Annotated in this window: 14 protein-coding genes; 4 read left to right on the top strand and 10 right to left on the bottom strand. The window is 40.7% G+C overall.

Features of this window, described 5'->3' with window-relative positions:
• Window positions 1-401 precede the first annotated feature (401 nt).
• The 6 genes from DCO56_RS16490 to DCO56_RS16465 form a co-directional block, all read right to left on the bottom strand.
• On the bottom strand, window positions 402-1,964 hold the full coding sequence (locus DCO56_RS16490) for a RagB/SusD family nutrient uptake outer membrane protein (RefSeq protein WP_108634858.1): 1,563 nt from the start codon (window positions 1,962-1,964) through the stop codon (window positions 402-404).
• Window positions 1,965-1,982: 18 nt separating this feature from the next.
• Complete coding sequence (locus tag DCO56_RS16485) at window positions 1,983-5,195, bottom strand: SusC/RagA family TonB-linked outer membrane protein (RefSeq protein ID WP_108634857.1); 3,213 nt, start codon at window positions 5,193-5,195, stop codon at window positions 1,983-1,985.
• Between the two features lie 398 nt (window positions 5,196-5,593).
• Complete coding sequence (locus DCO56_RS16480; RefSeq protein ID WP_108635115.1) at window positions 5,594-7,309, bottom strand: GMC oxidoreductase; 1,716 nt, start codon at window positions 7,307-7,309, stop codon at window positions 5,594-5,596.
• Between the two features lie 7 nt (window positions 7,310-7,316).
• On the bottom strand, window positions 7,317-7,805 hold the full coding sequence (locus DCO56_RS16475) for a gluconate 2-dehydrogenase subunit 3 family protein (RefSeq protein ID WP_108634856.1): 489 nt from the start codon (window positions 7,803-7,805) through the stop codon (window positions 7,317-7,319).
• An 87-nt stretch (window positions 7,806-7,892) separates the two neighbouring features.
• The gene (locus DCO56_RS16470; RefSeq protein ID WP_108634855.1) at window positions 7,893-8,552 is read right to left on the bottom strand and encodes an HAD family hydrolase; all 660 of its coding nucleotides are present in this window, start codon (window positions 8,550-8,552) and stop codon (window positions 7,893-7,895) included.
• 36 nt (window positions 8,553-8,588) lie between these two features.
• Window positions 8,589-9,224, bottom strand: coding sequence for a DUF6266 family protein (locus tag DCO56_RS16465; protein ID WP_108634854.1), 636 nt, complete (start codon window positions 9,222-9,224; stop codon window positions 8,589-8,591).
• Window positions 9,225-9,707: 483 nt separating this feature from the next.
• Here DCO56_RS16465 and DCO56_RS16460 point away from each other — a divergent pair, with 483 nt between their 5' ends.
• From DCO56_RS16460 to DCO56_RS16445, 4 genes are all read left to right on the top strand, one after another.
• Window positions 9,708-10,319 (top strand): fumarylacetoacetate hydrolase family protein, encoded by a 612-nt coding sequence (locus DCO56_RS16460; protein ID WP_108634853.1) that lies wholly within the window; start codon window positions 9,708-9,710, stop codon window positions 10,317-10,319.
• Between the two features lie 11 nt (window positions 10,320-10,330).
• Window positions 10,331-12,055 carry a M23 family metallopeptidase gene (locus DCO56_RS16455; RefSeq protein ID WP_108634852.1) on the top strand — a complete coding sequence of 575 codons (1,725 nt, stop codon included), beginning with the start codon at window positions 10,331-10,333 and terminating at the stop codon, window positions 12,053-12,055.
• A gap of 130 nt (window positions 12,056-12,185) precedes the next feature.
• Window positions 12,186-12,647, top strand: coding sequence for a thioredoxin-dependent thiol peroxidase (gene bcp, locus DCO56_RS16450; protein ID WP_108634851.1), 462 nt, complete (start codon window positions 12,186-12,188; stop codon window positions 12,645-12,647).
• 134 nt (window positions 12,648-12,781) lie between these two features.
• The gene (locus tag DCO56_RS16445) at window positions 12,782-14,251 is read left to right on the top strand and encodes a glycine--tRNA ligase (RefSeq protein WP_108634850.1); all 1,470 of its coding nucleotides are present in this window, start codon (window positions 12,782-12,784) and stop codon (window positions 14,249-14,251) included.
• A 177-nt stretch (window positions 14,252-14,428) separates the two neighbouring features.
• Here DCO56_RS16445 and DCO56_RS16440 read toward each other — a convergent pair whose 3' ends face one another.
• From DCO56_RS16440 to DCO56_RS16425, 4 genes are all read right to left on the bottom strand, one after another.
• Window positions 14,429-15,874 carry a hypothetical protein gene (locus DCO56_RS16440; protein WP_146191076.1) on the bottom strand — a complete coding sequence of 482 codons (1,446 nt, stop codon included), beginning with the start codon at window positions 15,872-15,874 and terminating at the stop codon, window positions 14,429-14,431.
• A 76-nt stretch (window positions 15,875-15,950) separates the two neighbouring features.
• Window positions 15,951-17,669, bottom strand: a complete 1,719-nt coding sequence (locus DCO56_RS16435; RefSeq protein ID WP_245935850.1) for a M64 family metallopeptidase — start codon at window positions 17,667-17,669, stop codon at window positions 15,951-15,953.
• 157 nt (window positions 17,670-17,826) lie between these two features.
• A complete protein-coding gene (locus tag DCO56_RS16430; protein ID WP_108634848.1) occupies window positions 17,827-18,687 on the bottom strand; it encodes a helix-turn-helix domain-containing protein in 861 nt (286 codons plus the stop codon).
• 65 nt (window positions 18,688-18,752) lie between these two features.
• Window positions 18,753-19,859 (bottom strand): hypothetical protein, encoded by a 1,107-nt coding sequence (locus DCO56_RS16425; RefSeq protein WP_181390582.1) that lies wholly within the window; start codon window positions 19,857-19,859, stop codon window positions 18,753-18,755.
• Window positions 19,860-19,872: the final 13 nt, after the last annotated feature.

The raw sequence follows: 19,872 nt of genomic DNA, 5'->3' as shown, positions 1-19,872 counted from the left end.
GGGATGAAGCTATCAGATTTATTCATGCTCTTTTGTGATTATTCATTCATAATTAATTTGTTTTTTAATTGTATTCATGAACTCGTTTCACTCGGTCTGAATAAATCATGATGGTCTCATAATTGTTGTACTTTCAAAGACTTGATAACTCAAAAATAGAAACTTTATTATAATTATTATGTTAAGTAAACATTATTTAATATATATAACCAAGATGTTACATTAAATTTAAAACACATAAAAAGCCGCTAGTAATTCTACCAGCGGCTTTGTAAAATAATGTTCACGGGCTACCATCTTATTTGAATCCTATCACCCAAATTTGGCCTGAAGTGGACATTGATGGTGCAACTTAAAAAAGAAGGCCATCGCGAGGATGGCCATTCTTTTGGTATATGTGCCTATTGATACCCCGGATTCTGGGTCAATTTATTGTTACGCTGAATTTCATCAGGAGAAATTGGCCATAATAAATCGGATTCCTTAAATACGGCTCCAGATGCGTTCTTCGCTCCGATTAATGGAACAAAGTCCACTTTTCCTGCTTCGGTTGTAGAGATCACAGGGAACATCTTTGTCCGTACAATATCATCCCACATCTTGTACTCCAAAGGAAATTCACGAAGACGTTCTTTCCAGCACTCTTTGACAAAATTTTCTGCTGACAATCCTTGTAGTTCTGCCGTGAAAGCAGCAACAGATTTTCCCTCTGTATTCGCACGAGCTTTTACCTGCGCCAGATAACCCGCTGCTTCTGCACTTACGCCCGTAGATTTAGCGATACTTTCAGCGGCAGTTAACAATGCTTCCGGATAACGATAAAAATTCCAGTCTTTTGTACCTCTTCCTGTTGTCAGCAAAGCTTGCTCATCCACATAATACCATATCCCGGCATCCTCTGATGTCCATTTTTTACCATTAATCGGATTAGTATACGACCAGTGGTAGAACTGATTGGGTTTGATCCTCAGGTCTTTTTTATCATATACATTCAAAAATTGTTTGGTCGGGCCAAAAACTCGCTCAAATATAGAATAAGTGGTAAACACCGAAACTGCTGACGAACTAAAAGCGGTGGCGGTCCTTGCTCCGCTATTAGTAACAAGGTCATCAAATTCTTGCGCATAAATGACTTCATCCAAGTCATCGGTTTTACGCAGCAAGTTATACGCACTATTCTGTTCAAGGTCAATATTTTGGGTCATCTTATGCGGTGAATTCACCACAATTTTGGCTGCTGTTGCCGCATCAGCAAATTTACCTTGCTGCAAATAAACATCAGCCAAAAGCATTGCTGCTACATATTTTGTAATGCGATGGCCATTGTTTGCAAATGTCTTGGCCGGCAATATTTCTACGGCACTTTTTAGGTCCGCCTCAATCAATTCATAGACTTTTGCAGCATCGGTACGTTCCAGATAAAGTGGATCAGTAAGTTTCTCATTTGGGAGTGTATATAAAGGGAGTGCGCCAAATGTTTTGACAAGATAAAAGTAGTTGTAGGCTCTAAAGAATTTCGCCTCAGCCAATAATGTATTTTTCTTAGTCTCATTGACCATGCTTATTTGCGGGATATATTTTACACCAGCATTGGCAATATTGATGGCCTCATAAGCCTCATCCCAGATGGTATTCATCGTTGGAGATATCACGTTGGCATTTTGCTGCCGTGTCAATTCACGGGCAAACAAGGTGACACGCTCCTGCCCTTCATAACTATTCGTAAAATATCCGGTCAGAATGGTATTAATGGAAGCGGTAGATCCCAAATAAGAACCCGTTGTAGAATAACGTAATGGTGAACCCCGACGGTAAAGCGCATTTACAGTTGCTTCAGCCTGTCCTTCATTCTCATAATAACTTATTAATGACAGGTTTGAGCGAGGATTTTCTTCTAAAAATTTATTACAGGATGTTGTTAACGCCATTCCGGCCAATAACAACAAAAATAATTTAGTCTTCATCTTTTTAAATTCTAAGCATTAAAATGTAACATTAACACCCAAAGAGAATGTTTTCGCTCTAGGATAGGAGAAAAAGGTCATGTTTTGTCCAAATTTTCCATTCCCTTGAGCAGTAAATTGAGAAGTCATTTCTGGATCATACTGAGAAGTACTTTCGGGGTCATAACCTTTAAAATCTTTTGACGTAAATAAAAATGGATTATTCGCATTCGCATAGATCCGTAGTCTAGACAAGCCCATCCGCTTTAATACATCCGCATTAAATGTATAGCCAAATTGGATCAAATTTACGCGCACATAAGAACCGTCCGCAACCCAAGAATCGTCCACGTTGGTATCCTGGCCAGCATGCCCCCCATTGGTCAAATAGATTGCTTGCTGCATCGTATTCGGATTCGATCCATTATACGCATCGGTCAAAATTTCCTTCAGACCATTGGTGATGCCAAAACGATCGTAAGTTGAGTGGAAGAACTGTTGCATGACATCTACCCCCTTAACAAATTGGAGATCCAACGTAAAATCGAAATTTTTATAACGTAAGTTATTTACAAAACTACCGGTCCAATCTGGCAGCCCTTTTCCGATAATTTCTTTCTCGGTTGTACGTTTTGCACGACCTATGTCTTTTATTTCCGCATTTCCTGCATCGACATCTGCCTGTGTATACACTCCCAACCTTCTATAACCGTAGAAGCTATTTAAGTTTTCACCAACACGGATCACACTATTCGCCCCACCAACCCAATCGTTCTTTAGAATATCCGCATTGTTCTCACCTAAAGTCAATACTTTATTTTTGTTATAGTTGGCATTCAATGATGCTTTCCATTCAAAATTCTCATTGGTCACAATCGTACCAGTAATCATCATATCCAAGCCTTGATTTTGAACGGAACCGATATTTTTCATGACGGATTTAAAACCGGTCGCTCTTGGCAGCGGAGTCTCCAACAGGAGGTCTGTTGTTTTTCGACGATAATAAGAAACATCGAAATTTAGGCGATTTTGAAGTAAGCCCAACTCTACCCCAACATCAAATTGCGCTGTTTTTTCCCACTTTAGATCTTCATTTTCAATCGTGCTGACATAAGACCAGGGAACCCGTCCATTATTCAATAAGATTGTTCCCGCATCTACGATCGCCAACGACCTATAAGGATCAATCTCAGAGTTACCGGTCAATCCATAGCTGGTATGTAATTTCAGGTTACTAATGGTCTGATTACCCTTTAAAAACTCCTCATTGGAAACATTCCAGGCGAGTCCTAATGACGGAAAAAATGCATATTTATTGTTCCTACCAAATTTGGATGAACCATCATAACGACTGGTTACTGTGGCAGAATAACGATTGTCATAGGAATAGGCTGCCCTCAAGAAGTACGAATTCATCGCCCAATCATTGTAAAAAGATTCGGGCGTAGCTGGTGTAACACCTAAATTCATTCTATTATACTCATAGAAATCATCCGGAAGGCCTTCCGTCCGCATTTTATCAAAGTCATACGTCTTCTTTTGCCAAGACAAACCCGCCATCGCATTGATTCGGTGTTTATCGAATTGCTTATTATAGGTTAAATACGTCTCTTCCTGCCAATACAAGGTATTTGTATGCGTGCGTTCCGCCCATCCATTCGGTCTGGAAATATTATTCAAGAGCTTTGAAGAGTATCCCTTATAATCTTTCCTATGGTGATCAATCCCTAATTGTGTTTTCAGGTCCAACCCATCGGCCAGATGAAATGTCAATGCCGCATTTCCAAAAATCTGCGTATTATAACGCAAGCGTTTTTGCAAATCCAGAATGGAAACCGGATTTGCCATCCCTTCAAAACTCAGCTGTTCAGCTACGGTAGATGAAGATGAATTCGTATAAAGACCATTCTTATCATAAACCGGATACCAAGGAATCATCTCGATCATCGTACGGCGAGCTTCTTGTCCGCCACCATCTTCAGGAGTATAACGTCCCCAGGTATGATTGACCGTCAAGTTGATTGCCGTAGAGAGCCAAGATGTTGGTTTTGCATCATAAGCCATTTTTGCATTTATCCGTTTATTCCAGGTATTGTTCATAATTCCCTGTTGATCCGTATAATTCAAAAATGCGCCAACGGATGACTTTTCATCCCCCTGTTGTACATTCAATTGATGATTATGTGAAATAGCCGTCCGTGTGGCCTCGCGTTGCCAATCTGTATCATATAAGGGGTTGCCGTTTGCGTCAAAGTAATCTGGATCATTGAACCAATCTTTTTTATTTAAAGACCAAGGTGTCCATTTATCATTCTTGCTTTTCAGTACTTCACTTTGATATTTATTTTCGTTTTCCAATCCAATCATAAAGGCATCTACCCATTCCTGTGCATTCAGTAGATCCATATAGCGTTGCGCAGAACTTACCCCTGCCGATCCCTGGTAACTGATTGTTCTAGACCCATCTTTGTTACCACGTTTTGTGGTTACCAAAATCACACCATTTGCACCCCGCGCACCATAAATCGCTGCAGAAGAAGCATCTTTTAAAACCTCAATGTTTTCGATATCATTTGGGTTCAATAAATTAAAATCTTCCATCACAACACCATCCACCACATATAGCGGGTTTGAAGAGGAGTTGATTGTCGCAACACCACGGATAACGACCCTATTCGCGTTAGCACCCGGCTGACTGGAATTGGAGAAAATGTTTACTCCTGATGCCTTACCCCGTAAAGCATCCAGAGCACTAAAGCTTTGGTCTTTCATCATATCCGAACCTTTTACCATCGCAATGGAACCGGTTACATCTGATTTGCGCATCGTACCGTAACCGACAACAACGACTTCTTCCAATTGGCTCTGATCTTCTTCCAATTGCACGGTGATGGTCGTACCTGCGACAGTCACCTCTTTCGATTTATAACCGACAGAAGAGACTACCAACACATCACCGGATTTAGCTTCCACAGAGAAATTTCCCTGTGCATCCGATTGGGCACCATTTGAGGTCCCCTTAACTGCTACAGATGCTCCTACAAGAGGTTTTCCGGTAGCATCCAGTACTTTTCCTTTCAATTGCTGTTGCAGCTTATGAACTTCTTTTACCAAGGCTTTACCTTCGTGATTCGCTGAAGTTACTACAGCAGCATTGACTTGTTGAAATGTACCAGCAATGACAGCCAATGAGAAAAATAATTTTGATTTTTTCCCAAGCTGCACAAATGATTTTACGTCAACTGTGCTCATATTAATAGTGATTTGGTTTATAAAAACGTTTTAGCAAAAATGCTCTAAACGTCTAGTTTAATTTAGTTTTCCCTGTAATCGATTATAATAAAAGGTTTTAGGTCTTAACCCTTCCCTTATGAATTCTTCCAATTTAACAGTATCGTCCTTAAAAATGTCGGTTATAGTCCATTTTATCAAGCGCCTATACGTACAAGAAATGCTAAATCGCTTTTGCTTTTCTTGCAAAAAAAATTGGTATGTTAGTTTGATTTATTCGTTTGGTTTATGTTATTTCTTTTCTTTTCTTTTCTTTCTTGATTATGTTTTTGCGTTTTAAAATTTTAGTTTAGGTTGTAAGATAGTATTAAAAATTCAAACGGAGAAAGATTTATTTGCAAAATCTTTCTCCGTTAAAACTATATGTTTCCTTTCTTCATTTCGCTTATCGCATAATCAACTGAACGCGCTGAAAAAGCCATATAGGTCAATGAAGGATTTTGTGTTGATGTCGAAGTCATACAGGCACCATCTGTCACAAATACATTTTTTACCGCATGCATCTGATTCCATTTGTTCAATACAGATGTTTTCGGATCGTGTCCCATACGTGCGCCGCCCATCTCATGGATATCCAACCCTGGAGCCTGCCAATGTGTATCCGGACGGATGTTCGTGAAACCAGCATCGGTAAACATCTCCGTCATGACCGCGATGTAATCCTTTTTCATTTTTTCATCGTTCTCATCATAATCGACGGCAATCTTTAACAATGGAATGCCCCAATCATCTTTTTTACTGCCATCCAGGGACACCATACCCGACTCTTTTGGTATGGTCTCGCCCATCATGTGCGAACCCACCTGCCAGATCCCAAGCTTCGGATTTAACAGATTCTCTTTAAGTCCTAAGCCTATGCCCGAACGGTCTGATTCTTTACTGCGGGATGCGCCGAACCCTGCTGCGTAGCCCCGTAAGAAGTCTGTCTCCTGCTTATGCAGATTACGAAAACGAGGGATATATCCACCGCCGGCAGGATTTCTGCCTTCTGCGGTAAAATCCAGTAGACCTTCGTATTCTGCATAAATACGTGCACTATAATTATGGAAAGCGACATATTTTCCCAATACACCACTGTCATTTCCCAAACCATTCGGAAAACGGTTTGACTTGGAATTCAATAAGATCAGATTGGTATTGATCGCAGCTGCATTGACAAAAATCAATTTTGCATAAAAGTCGATTTCCTCCTTGGAATCTGTATCGATGACACGAACACCTACGGCTTTTCCTTTTTGTTCATCATATAAGATAGAATGAACCACCGAATGTGGACGAAGGGTCATATTTCCGGTTTTAGCGGCCCAAGGAATTGTCGTTGCATTCGAACTGAAATATCCTCCAAAAGGACATCCTCTTTGGCATAGCACCCGATTTTGGCATTGTACACGGCCTTGCTCAATATGAATCTGGTTGGGTTTAGAAAGGTGTGCACAGCGTGCCGAGATCACCTTGCGTTCCGGGAATTTCTTTTGCACCCTTTCCTTGAAATATTTTTCAACAATATTCAATGGATATCCCGGCAGGAATTCACCGTCAGGTAACTCCGGAAGTCCGTCATGGTCCCCAGCAATACCTGCAAATTTCTCTACATAGGCATACCATGGGGCTAAATCTGCATAGCGAATAGGCCAATCTACTGCAAAACCATCACGTGCCGGACCTTCGAAGTCAAAGTCTGACCAACGTTGTGTCTGTCTCGCCCATAGCAAAGATTTTCCCCCCACCTGATATCCTCTGATCCAGTCAAAAGGTTTTTCCTGTATGTAAGGATGCTCTTTGTCTTTTACAAAGAAATGCGCTGCGTCTTCATGAAAAGCATAGCATTTGCTGACAATCGGATTTTCCGCTTTCACTTGATAAGGCATTTCATTCCGATGTTCAAACTCCCAGGGCATCATATTCGTGGTCGGATAATCCTTAATATGTTGCACATCACGCCCACGCTCCAATACCAGGGTCTTTAGTCCCTTCTCGCACAATTCTTTTGCGGACCAACCCCCACTAATTCCCGAACCTATCACTATCGCATCATAAGTTCTATTTTTTTCACTGTCAATATTTAGATTCGCCATGTTGGATTTATCCATTAATTTTTACCGCTCCGTTGTACGGCCCCGGAATAAGCTTATAAATCACCTTATTCTTCATCACATATTCTGAATTCATATAACCTTGGATCGCACGCGATTTAAAAATCTCAAAAAAGATCTTTTCATCCGTTTTATCTTTCAGGTTGGCCAAGGAATTTTCTGTTTCCTTAGCATTGGCCAGATTAAGTTGCTTTCTTAGTTTATTAAAACCAGAGACAAATTTCTCCTGATTTTCCGGCGATTCACAATCATCCACCATCTTAATCACAAACAGGTGCAGGTTGAGTTCCTTTCCCCCCGGTGTATCCGATTTTGGGATAAGCACATCCACAAGATCTCCTAAAAATTGCTCATCCTCTGCTGATAATTTCAGCTTATTCAATACAATCGATGCACCACCATCATTTAGACAGGATGACAAAATTGTCAGTCCGCCTGCGATAATGAAAAATTGCTTTATTGCGGTTCTACGGTTCATAATCAGTGTTCCCTTTACAATTCGGTAATATTACGTATATCCGAATAAAATTACAAATGCTAAAACGATTAAATTATACGACTCCCTTTAAATCCAGTCAGATAACAACTGTTTTGCCTGCTGCAAGTTTTCCACAATGTTATCAACATCTGTTAGTCTAGCACGTTCCACTTCTTGTTTTGTTACCGCAATCAACTGCAAGCCGGCATCTAAAGCAGATCTACTTCCTGTTATGGTATCTTCGATCGCAACACAAGAGTCTCCCGCTAAGCCCAATTTCGTCAACGCCAAACGATAAGGCTCGGGATTCGGCTTCGGAGACTCCACGCATTCCCTTGTCACAAAAAACTCAAAGTAATCCAGCAGTTTATGTTTTCCCAAAACGGTATCCACCGTACTGCGATAGCTTGAGGTCACCAATCCGATCCGAATGTTATTTGCCTTTAGGTAGACCAGAATATCCTTTGCAAAAGGCATTAACTCGATATCGCTCATATTAGAGTCTGCATAAGCGGCACGTGTCCTCTTCCACATATGCTCCTCAGTTGTATCATATCCATAATCTTCAACCAGGCGTTTCACGTTATGCGCCAAGGTGTGCCCGGCAAAATCGCGAATCCAATCGTCATAAGTTATCTGCAGATCAAATTCTTGTTTTAAGATAGGTGCCCAATTTTTAAAGTAGAAATATTCCGAATCAATTAGGGTACCGTCCAGATCAAACAAAACGGATTGTAGTTTATTCATAGTGTTAAAGATACACAAGTAGGCTGAAAAATCCTATTAAATGATGCCACAATAGGCCGAATTTGAAAATGCACCTCTATAAGTGTCCCAATAGCCGATGTAGACATGATATTCAGCTTTCTGATTTAATTCAACCGGTATATCCACAACACATTGACCATCCCTAGCGGATGCAATTGCTAATTTTAATGAACAAAAATCTTTTAAGCTAACGCATGCTAGATTTAACTTATAAATTTCGTCATCATACGTTGGGTTTGGTGTCCATTCCAAACATATACGTCCGTCATTCACACTTACCTTAGCACCCTCAGGCGGTGTTAGATCCCCCACAAATACGTTCAAGTTTTCAAAAGACACGACAGGATTATAAGCAGCATCAAAAGCTAGCACATCATTGAAAACATGTTTTTGCGCAAGCTGAAATGCACCATATTTAGACCCTTTTTCTTTTTTTAGCTCATAGCCAAAATCAAAAACAGCCTTGTTTTCCGCACAAAACTGTCCGACAGCTTTCATTTTTTGGCGATGTAAACGCTGTGCCTCAGTCGGAGGTTTATTACTTTTCCTCCTCGCCCCTCGAATAATCCATTGTCCTTTGAGATTATATCCATATACCGATCCTACTTTGCCCCGAAAACCACCATTGGGACCATCCTCTAATATTGCCATTTGTTAAGTTTTTGGTTTAATTATAATTTCTCTATTTCCAGCTCAACAAATAATTCGTAATAAGGTTTTCATTAGTTTAGATTTAAGTTAATATTGGCTTAGGTTTAGTTTAGGTTTTAGTTAGCTAATACCTAAACTAAACCTAACTAAAACCTAAACAAACCCTAACTAAAACCTATATAAATAAATAAGACTATATGCATGATATCTCCAGTTGCTGTCGATCATTTTTGGATAAGCTTAGGACATTTGTTAAGTTTGTTTTTTCAAGCAACCGAGCGGGCATATCATGCCCATAAATTCGTCGTTCTCTTGAGAAATGTTCCGATATCATTCAGAAAATAGACAGGCATGAAATCTTGATGATTTATTCGGCGTGAGTATGATAAATTCATCAATGACTAAAAAGTAAACGATGAATAGTTGCCATCATAATATAGCGCAAAAAATCTGAAAGCTTCATCGCATTAAAAGACTTACACAATGAAAATAATTGCCATCGGCCGAAATTACATCGACCACGCGAAAGAGCTCAATAATCCAGTCCCTGAAAATCCCATCATATTTTTAAAACCCGACACCGCGGTCTTAAAGGACAACAAAGATTTTTATTACCCCGAATTTTCCCAAAACATCCAGTTCGAAACTGAGGTGGTGCTCCGCGTTTGCAAAGAAGGTAAACATGTCACGCCAAAATTTGCGTCAACTTATTACGATGCCATTGGCCTTGGAATCGACTTCACCGCAAGAGATGTACAGCAGGAACTTAAAGCAAACAGCCTTCCCTGGGAATTGGCAAAGGCCTTTGACCACTCCGCTGTGATTAGCAACATGATCCCAAAGGAAGATTTAGCGGATGTCTATGCGATTGATTTCTCTCTGCAACAAAATGGACAAACGGTGCAACAGGGTAACACCAGGGACATGATTTTTTCCTATGAAGAGCTGATTGTTTATACATCAAAGTTTATCACGCTCCGCAAAGGTGACCTGATTTATACAGGCACACCTGTTGGTGTTGGCCCTGTAGCAATAGGGGATCTGTTGGAAGGATATATCGGAGAACAAAAAATGTTTAGCTGCAAGATCAAATAGAGGAAGTAGAGATGATAAAAAAAACGGCATATTTATTAGGCGTATTGACTTTGTCCGCTAGTATTGTCCAGGCCCAGGATATTATCAAAAGCCGCAATTATCCACAAAACTATTTTGTGCGACCGATGGATATTGCTCCCCAGGCTTCGGGGTCATTTGGGGAGTTACGGGCAACACACTTCCATGGTGGAGATGACTACCGAACGCAACAACGCATCAATATCCCCGTCCATGCGGCGGCAGAAGGTTTTGTTTCACGTGTACGGGTACAAATTGGCGGTGGTGGCAACTATGTTTATATTGATCATCCAAATGGGTATACTTCGGTATATATGCATCTGGAAAGCTTTAATTCAGTTCTTGCCAACATTATAAAAGATGAGCAGTACAAACAAAAACGCTTTGATGTCGATGTATTTCTAAAACCAGACCAAGTCCCTGTCAAAAAGGGTGAATTTATCGCCAATTCCGGAAACACAGGCGGTTCAGCAGGGCCGCACCTACATTTTGAAATACGGGATACCAAGGCGCAGCTGCCCCTAAATCCACAATTATTTGGACTGTTGTTTCCCGATGGTGTCAAACCATTAATCCGTGGTATAACTGTTTATGATCTCGGCCGCGAAATTTTTGATGAAAACACACCCCGTCGACATCAGACTATCCGATCAGTTGGTGACGGCAATTATAGTTTAGCATCTGGCTCCCCTATTCCAGTCAATGGCAACTTTGGACTAGGCATCAATACCGTAGACAGACGCGGCGGTATTTCTTTTACGTACGGTGTTTATTCGATCGAACTATTTCTTGACAACAAAAATATCAGTACCATACTATTCGAAGCCATCCCGTTTGACCAGACCCGGGCGATTCAATCTTATATCGACTACCCTTACCTCAAGAAATCGGGCGTCCGCGTACAGAAAAGCTTCAAAGATCCCAATAATCCTATTACAATCTATAAACACCTGGACAACTTGGGTATGATCGAGTTGAAGGACAATGAAGTCCATGACATAAAATATGTAGTCAAGGATGTGCAGGGCAATAAAAGCGAACTCAATTTTAAAGTACAGAACAACCCGTCTTTAGCGATCAGCCGCAAGCCGGCTGAAGGGCTAAAAATGTTCCATTATGCCGATGAAAACAAATATGAGGCTGAAAATGCACGCGTCTATATGGGGAAAAATATTCTTTACAATGACCTTTATTTTAATTATTCCCAAGGTACCAAACCAGCTAAGGGTTATTCGGCAACGCATTACATCCACAATAGCTATACACCGGTATTTGGTTATTACAAACTGATGATCAAGCCGGACTATAGCTTACCGGAAGGTCTATATGGTAAGGCACTGATCGTCTCCACGGACGGCGGAGCGCAAGGTGGTAAATATGAAAATGGCTGGGTTGTCGCCAATGTGCGTGAATTTGGTGGGTTCTATGTTGCCGTGGATACGATTGCCCCTAATATCACTGCGCGTAACCTGACCGACGGCAAGAATGTATCCAGTCAACGCTCCATAGATTTTACCATCAGCGATAATCTCTCGGGAATAGATACCTTCGATGCTTATATAGACGGGAAGTGGGCTTTAATGAAATATGACCCCAAAACAAGACACCTGTGGCATGACTTCGAATCCCGTCTCGGCAGTGGCATGCACAGCTTCAAACTGGAAGTGAAAGACAATAAAGGAAATTTAAAAACATACGAAGCCTCATTCAGCAGATAGTTTAACTCCTGCGGGGAGCTGTCTCCGTCATGGGCTTTTATTCCCGGATGTTTTTGTGATCAAGTCTAGCGCGCATGATGGATTTTTATCGGATAATATCGTATCTTAATGGACTAAATAGATTATATATATGGCAACACTAGAAATAGGACAACAAGCACCGGATTTCAGTGCAAAAAATCAAAATGGTGAAACGGTCCATCTCTCGGATTTTAAAGGAAAAAAAGTAATTCTCTACTTTTACCCTAAAGACAATACGCCCGGATGTACAACCGAGGCCTGCAATTTTAGGGATAACTATCAATCGTTGAAAAAAGAGGGCTTTGAAATTATCGGTGTAAGTGTGGATGATGAGGCTTCTCATAAAAAGTTTATCACAAAACACGAACTGCCGTTTCAACTTCTTGTAGATGAAGACAAAAGCCTTGTTGAGGCATATGGTGTATGGGTAGAAAAAAACATGTACGGAAAAAAATATATGGGTACGGCACGGACGACCTTTGTGATCGATGAGCAGGGTATCATTCAGCACATCATCAAAAAAGTGGACAACAAGAATGCATCCCAACAGATACGCGATCTGAGCATTTAATGGCCTATATTGATGTCGGGGTTCGAATGCCATTTTATGATGTCAATTTCATTTGGATGGCAATCTGGATCTAATATCTCATATCTAGAATCTTATATCTAAAATCTAAATACTAATATCTATATTTGCCACTTATGAGCAAACAGACAGACGATTTTTTCAAAAGTGTAGTATCACACGCGAAGGAATACGGTTTTGTATTCCAATCGAGCGAAATATATGACGGATTAAGTGCCGTCTACGATTACGGTCAATTAGGTTCTGAACTTAAAAACAACCTAAAGACTTATTGGTGGAAATCTATGGTTCAATTGCACGAAAATATTGTCGGTATCGATGCCGCAATTTTCATGCACCCGACAACCTGGAAAGCATCTGGTCACGTGGATGGGTTCAATGACCCTATGATCGATAATAAAGATTCAAAAAAGCGTTACCGTGCTGACCAATTGATCGAAGATAAGATCGCACGTTATGAAGCAGATGGAAAAACGGCAGAAGCAGCAGCGCTTTTGGAAGCGTTGAATACGGCATTAAACGCTGATGATCTTGCTGGATTAAAATCAATCATTGAAGAACACAATATCGTTTGTCCGGTTTCAGGCACCAAAAATTGGACTGAAGTGCGTCAATTCAATTTGATGTTTGCCACACAAATGGGTGCCATGGCAGATGGAGCGGATCAGGTTTATCTTCGTCCGGAAACTGCACAAGGTATTTTTGTTAACTTCCTGAACGTTCAGAAGACGGGTCGTATGAAAATTCCTTTTGGTATTGCCCAGATCGGAAAAGCTTTCCGCAATGAAGTCATCGCGCGCCAGTTTATCATGCGTATGCGTGAGTTTGAACAAATGGAGATGCAATTCTTCTGCCGCCCAGGTACCGAATTGGAATGGTACAACAAATGGAAAGAGACACGTCTAAAATGGCATTTAGCGTTAGGATTTGATCCTGCTAACTACCGTTACCATGACCACGATAAATTGGCACATTATGCCAATGCCGCTGTGGATATCGAGTTTAACTTCCCTTTTGGATTTAAAGAAGTGGAGGGTATTCACTCCCGTACGGATTTTGACCTGAAACAGCATCAGGAATATTCCAAAAAGAAAATGCAATATTTTGATCCGGAGATCAATCAAAATTACATTCCTTATGTCATCGAAACTTCCATCGGATTGGATCGTCTGTTTTTAACGGTTTTATGTAATTCATTGGTAACAGAGGATCTTTCTACAGCAGAAAAACAAGATTCTCGTGTGGTATTAAAATTCCCGCCAGCATTGGCACCAGTGAAAGCAGCGATCTTACCATTGACCAAAAAAGACGGCTTGCCGGAGAAAGCACGCGAGATCTTAAATACGTTGAAATTGGATTACAATGTTCAATACGACGAAAAAGATGCAATCGGAAAACGCTACCGCCGCCAGGATGCAATCGGAACACCAATCTGTATTACTGTTGATTACGATTCTTTGGAAGACAATACCGTTACGATCCGCCACCGCGATACCATGGAACAGGAACGCGTAGCGATCGCCGATCTTGAACGGATCTTAAATGATTTAGCGGGCTGGAATACCTTGCTAAAAAAACTGCTATAAATTTAATTTGCCCCGTGACAGAAAAAAAGCTGTCCAAAAGGCAAACAGCAAAATCCCTGAGTTGAATTTTGATAAGAGACAACATGGGGAACAACAAAAAAATAGGTGTGCCCAACAAGATCGGACACACCTATTTTTTTTATCTATTCAATTGGCTTATTGGTTTGATTTTTAAGATCAGTATTCTACCACGACATTATCACGCCACTTTTCATTTTTAATCACCTGAAAACCTGGATTCTCACTTATTCCATCGAGTAGTTTTCCTTTGAATAGAAGCTGTACGTTATTCCGAATCTCACTGCTCAGTTCAAATGTACGCGCAAGTTCCCCCTTTCTGAAAATACGCAACTCGTACTTAACCATCTTATTTTCTGGAACATCGCCCATAAACTGATTAAATACAAAGGTTTTTGAATTATTAGCAAAATTAGGAATGACGCTCAGCATGGTATTATCTGATTTTTCATCCACCACCGTTGCGAAAGGATAATATAGGAAAGCATTATGCTGTTGTTTAATTTGAATACTGTCAACAAGATCTAGCCCCTCGGTATCTGTACATTCAAATTTAACTTCACTATAGATCCGGCCCATGGTCAATACCCTCTCAAGGGATTCACGTACATCAAAAGTATCCCGCACCGCAAATACCGCAGCGGACTGCTCACTGAAAGTATTTGAAACCGAAAGGCTCCTAAGATCCGTCACCGAAGCCGGAATTATTAGTGGCGTAGCTGAATTTTTAGATAGCAGGCTCAGGTAATAAGTTCCTTTGGGCAAAGCGACATTAAACTTTTCTTTTGCATTGAGTGTCCCCGCCTTCACCAGCAGTTTGGTATTGGCGTCAAAGATGTGGTAGTACAATTTATCAGGCAAAACAGATTGATCGGTCGTTCCCATAATTTTGACATTGTCCATTTTAAAAGTCCCCGTACTTTCGTTGTAGTTACTTCCACCGTTTCTATTTCCCGCAAATAGCGTTAATTTTAACCAACATTCCTTGGCTGCCGTTAGCGTAATCGAATGGAGCGATTGCTCCACTGCTAGCTTCCCTGAAATAGTAAGATTTGACGGGTAATGAATTGTATCGGCTAAGTTGGTAAATGTAGCACCTTGATTGGTCGAATAGCTCAATACTAAAGCTCGGGGTCCAGTGCCCGAACTATTGGCATCAAAAGTCAGGTTGGCCAAAGTAGCAATGCCCGACGCTGGTATCTTGATCAGAATCTCCGTGGCTCCTTTGAAGCTAATGCTTTTTCCGGACGTTGGCCAACCGGCGACATAGCTATAGTCGGTTTTACCATTATTGTAATCGATGACAGCTGCGTCCTCAAGCGCTATAGTTGGGTCAGCGTTTCCATTATCAAAATTCCAATGGTAGAGGAGTTGATTTTCTGTGCCGCTTCCGGTGGTCGACGCACTTTTGGATTTGGGCGATTGCGCTTTCAAGGGGCTTACAATCGTTTCAAAATCTTTGATTTTGAATGTTACTGCATGTGTTTTTTCATTGCTTTCTTCAGGAGGAAGTTTTGCATTTTTCTTACAGGAGGACGTTACGGCTAGCATCACGATGAATAGGCACGAAAAAATTCCCCATGTAGACTGGGTTTTCGTTTTCATAATTATGAATGATTTATAAGTTAACTAACCGGCAGATTAAAATTAACTTATAAATCATTAGCCATCAACACTGTAACTAAAAAATTACTTCCGTTCGATCACTCTTGCAGGTCGTCTCTTTATCTACTTTTTGGACATAAACTTTTCGGACAGTCGCGGAGCGATCGAGAACAAGTTTATTATTTGCACCCGTTGGACGCACATATTCCCCATTGAACGCATCCCATTCGTAAATCGGGCTACCATCTGCATTCAACCAGATATAGTTATAGCGTGTATCCGGTTTTTCCTGTACGGTCAACTGCACCTTATTTTTCTTTTTGTCAATCCTGATACGGATGTCCTTGGGTTTTTCTACTTTGGCCAATGTTTTCAATAGGATTTCCGATGGTTGTGAAGTTTTGTCTTTCCAATGTGCGACAACATGATATTTTTTTGACTGCGAAAGATTTCGGATAAAGACATTTGTTCCGGTTCCGATAGGTATACCGCTCGCTGTCTCATACCAGCGATATTCAAGTCCTGCAACGGGCATTTTGACCGTAAGTACCTGATCGCCCCCAAAACAGGTTTCCAATGTATCCGCCCAGCGATTGGTGGGTTTGGCAAGCGCATTGGATTGAAGCTGATTAAGTTTCCATACAATAGAATCTCTATAGTTCAGATAGCTCGGGTTCCGAAGCAGATCTGTCGTATCCTGAATAATTACTTTCAGTTCATTTGCGCCGCTATGCAGCATTCCGGGATCCAGGTAGATCGAATCTATATTTTGGGCAATGGTTTCATTATTTAGAGACCATATCAGCTTAAATGTATTCGGTGAAGGTTTTGCTAAGCGCAAAGTAAATTTCTGCACACTGTCTAAGGTCAGCACATTATTTAATATTGGTTTCACAGCAATAAAGGGGCTCGATTTTCGCTTTATTGAAGCCACGAACTGTTCTTGACAAACGGGACAAAACGGCGCCAAAAGGTATTGCATTTTGCAGTATTCATGCGGTCTGAACCAAGTTGACGGGGATCCTTTCCCGCCATAAGAATAGATACCTACGCCGTCTTTTCCAAGCCAATATTTCCAGGGAACGGCATTTACATCAGCCGTTTGGGAACGATTGACAGATTCGATGGCATATTGATTTCCTGCCCAATATTCATCAGCCAGCTGAGCAAACGAATGCCCGATCTCGTGGACAGCGATATCATTGCTTTTAAAGTTGACCGTTGAGGTGGCCCACTTCCCTCCCGATCCGCCATAAAATGGTGAATTGACCAATACTACAACTTGTGTATAATTGGGGATATGTGTTTTTAACACTTCTTCAATACGCTCATTTTTTTGAGGCACCACGAGACGGTGCAGTCCACCGTTGTCAAAGCTGCTGCCGAAAATTGTTTTGGGATGCGTGACTGGCACAGCATGATCTCTGGCGAATTTATTATAGCGTTTTGGAAATTTACCAAGATCGGTATCCCCTTGTACGCAGTCACTTGCTTTGCAATCATGTGTAGCACCGGATTCTTCGGATATCGTCCGAATAGCAAATACATTAAAGAAACTGCTGTATTGTTTAAAAGGTTCTATTGAAAAAAAATAATTTGTGAACTGCTTGGAATCTGCCGCATAATCCTCTAGTTGATCTTTTGTGTAGCCGTCGCCCAAAATAACCAAGTTCACGATATTGTTTGCTGTTCCTTGGTATTGTAAGGTGTCAATCTTGAAATTTTGAGATTGGGCTGTTGCCGGGATCAGATAGCCTAATAACGCAAACAGGATAAAAATTAAGTTTTTATTCATCGGAGTAACAATCGTTAGACTCCAAATTTAAGGTTTTCGTATCCCTAATCGTTACATTTTATTGCCGAGTGCTTCTCCGATATTGTCCACTGACGGGATCTGTAACGTCATACGAGACACCTCTTTCCAACAATATTTTTAGTGTACCAAGGATGGCTTAATCCCGCATCCGATGTTCCTGCACATATTCACTTGGTGAATGTTTTGTAATCTTTTTAAACACCCTGTTAAAATTGACCACATTGTTGAACCCTGTTTTAAATGCAATATTGGAAACGCTTTCAGACGATTCGTCAATCAGCATCTTACAGGCTCGTTCAATTCGGATCTCATTCAGGAAGGTCACATACGTCTTGCGCGTGTGTTTTTTAAAATACTTACAAAATGCGTGGGGAGTCATGTGAGCTACTGCTGCTATATCTTCAAGGGAGATTTTATCGCCAAAATGCTGAAAGGTATATTGAAATATTTCGTTGATGCGCAAGCCTTCCGCATCCGAAAATTTCTTCTGGGGGATACCTGTATATAAGGAGGTCCATTGATCGACCTTTTTACTCAAAAAATTAATCAGCTTGACAAAGGATAATAAGCGATCTATTCCGGCACTTGTATTGATCTGGACAAATTTATCTTTTAGTGCGACAGCATGTTCGGCATCCAATTTCTTACTGACATTGATATGTTCCAAAAAATATTTGACATCGTCAAATTCAGGGAAATCCAGAAAAGATTTAAAATGTTCATAATCGAAGAAAATATGAATCGCATGAATGCCATCCTTGATATCCTCTCCAGTTTTAAACATGTGCGGTTCATCTGCATCAACGATATAGATTTCATCCTCTTCAAAACTGTGGGTAAAGTTGCCGATCATAAAGGTCCCCCGCCCTTTTAAGATATAGGTCAGTTGGATCTCTTTATGCCGATGGTAATTACTATAGAAGGAGGGTAAGATATCTTCCTGCACACAAATAGATCCTTGATAGACCACCGGAACCGTAAATTGAACAACTTTCATCGTCTATTGAAATAACAAATATTAAACCGTTAATTCAAATATACCATTTTTTAAGACAATAATCGTTAATTTTTAACCAAAAACTCCTCAACCTTAGCAATGAACTTCGGTAAAGTCGGATCTTCACCAGTGAGTGACAAGATTTTGAAGGTCTGTGGATTGATCCATAAATAACTTGGCGAACGGTCTATACCAAAGTCATTTTCCATTGTTGCCCGATCATTTGTATTTAAATAATAGCTATGAGGCCCCAAAGCGAGGGAGTTGCTGGTTTTGATCCAGGCATCTTGATCAGCATCCAAAGAAAAGTAAATAACCCGCACTCCCATTGCCTTTAACTGCGTTTCTTTTTTGCGTAGTTCAGTAACATCAGAAACACTATATTTACTGGCTGCTTTCCAGAACGCGGCGATCAACATCTTGGCATTTGAAAATTCACTGATTTTTAGCGAATCCCGTTGAACATTCATTGGTGTGATGGGTGGAAAGACGGGCATATTCTGGTAAAAATCTTTCACCCGGTCTACTTTCTCACGCGCAAATTTATAATAAGGATGTTTTTGCAGAGTCGCATCGAAACGTTGTAGTGCAGTATCAAATTTTTTGAAGTTATCCGCATCGATGGAGACATATTTGAAAAAGTAAGGGAGAACTAAAGACGATTGATGTGTACTATCAAGGATAAAATCAGCATATAAACTGCGAAGATTGTAAGGTTTACGAGCTGACAATCGCTGTATTTCGTCAATAGTTTTCTCGTAAGATCCATCATTGCGGAGAGCCATCGCGGAGAGCTGCCCATTTAATCCACCTATTCTGGCGATCTTATTTTCCTCCTTCAATTTTTCTTCTTTTTCACGCTGGCGATAGCGTTCCGTAAACTGAACAAAATCCGTTGCATTACTGGAGGTTGTAGTCAAGGTAATGCCCCCTTTATTTTCTTTCAGTTCATAGTCACTTCCACCTTCCAAAAACAGGATGTAAGGCTCTCCACCATTGATCTGAATTGCATAGAAACCAGTCATTGCCAATTCACCTTCTAAGACAAATTGCCCGTTCGTTACACTTGTTTTTGTAAACTGTTGCATTTTATTTTCAGGATCGATGAGGGTCACTGAGCTCCCCTCCGTAGCACTTGTTTGCCCAGTTATTTTGTACGCGAACGTCTTCAACAGCTCTTCTTTC

This window comes from Sphingobacterium athyrii, from assembly GCF_003071065.1.
GTDB classification, from domain to species: Bacteria; Bacteroidota; Bacteroidia; order Sphingobacteriales; family Sphingobacteriaceae; genus Sphingobacterium; species Sphingobacterium athyrii.
Note: the sequence above shows the minus strand (reverse complement) of the source record. Positions and strands in the feature narration are given on the sequence as shown.

Excerpts from the sequence above, each read along its gene's own strand:
- DCO56_RS16445 (WP_108634850.1), top strand. The coding sequence starts at position 12,782 with ATGAGCAAACAGACAGACGATTTTTTCAAAAGTGTAGTATCACACGCG.
- DCO56_RS16435 (WP_245935850.1), bottom strand. The coding sequence starts at position 17,669 with ATGAATAAAAACTTAATTTTTATCCTGTTTGCGTTATTAGGCTATCTG.
- DCO56_RS16460 (WP_108634853.1), top strand. The coding sequence starts at position 9,708 with ATGAAAATAATTGCCATCGGCCGAAATTACATCGACCACGCGAAAGAG.
- DCO56_RS16480 (WP_108635115.1), bottom strand. The coding sequence starts at position 7,309 with ATGGCGAATCTAAATATTGACAGTGAAAAAAATAGAACTTATGATGCG.
- bcp (WP_108634851.1), top strand. The coding sequence starts at position 12,186 with ATGGCAACACTAGAAATAGGACAACAAGCACCGGATTTCAGTGCAAAA.
- DCO56_RS16485 (WP_108634857.1), bottom strand. The coding sequence starts at position 5,195 with ATGAGCACAGTTGACGTAAAATCATTTGTGCAGCTTGGGAAAAAATCA.
- DCO56_RS16490 (WP_108634858.1), bottom strand. The coding sequence starts at position 1,964 with ATGAAGACTAAATTATTTTTGTTGTTATTGGCCGGAATGGCGTTAACA.
- DCO56_RS16430 (WP_108634848.1), bottom strand. The coding sequence starts at position 18,687 with ATGAAAGTTGTTCAATTTACGGTTCCGGTGGTCTATCAAGGATCTATT.
- DCO56_RS16475 (WP_108634856.1), bottom strand. The coding sequence starts at position 7,805 with ATGAACCGTAGAACCGCAATAAAGCAATTTTTCATTATCGCAGGCGGA.
- DCO56_RS16440 (WP_146191076.1), bottom strand. The coding sequence starts at position 15,874 with ATGAAAACGAAAACCCAGTCTACATGGGGAATTTTTTCGTGCCTATTC.
- DCO56_RS16455 (WP_108634852.1), top strand. The coding sequence starts at position 10,331 with ATGATAAAAAAAACGGCATATTTATTAGGCGTATTGACTTTGTCCGCT.
- DCO56_RS16465 (WP_108634854.1), bottom strand. The coding sequence starts at position 9,224 with ATGGCAATATTAGAGGATGGTCCCAATGGTGGTTTTCGGGGCAAAGTA.
- DCO56_RS16470 (WP_108634855.1), bottom strand. The coding sequence starts at position 8,552 with ATGAATAAACTACAATCCGTTTTGTTTGATCTGGACGGTACCCTAATT.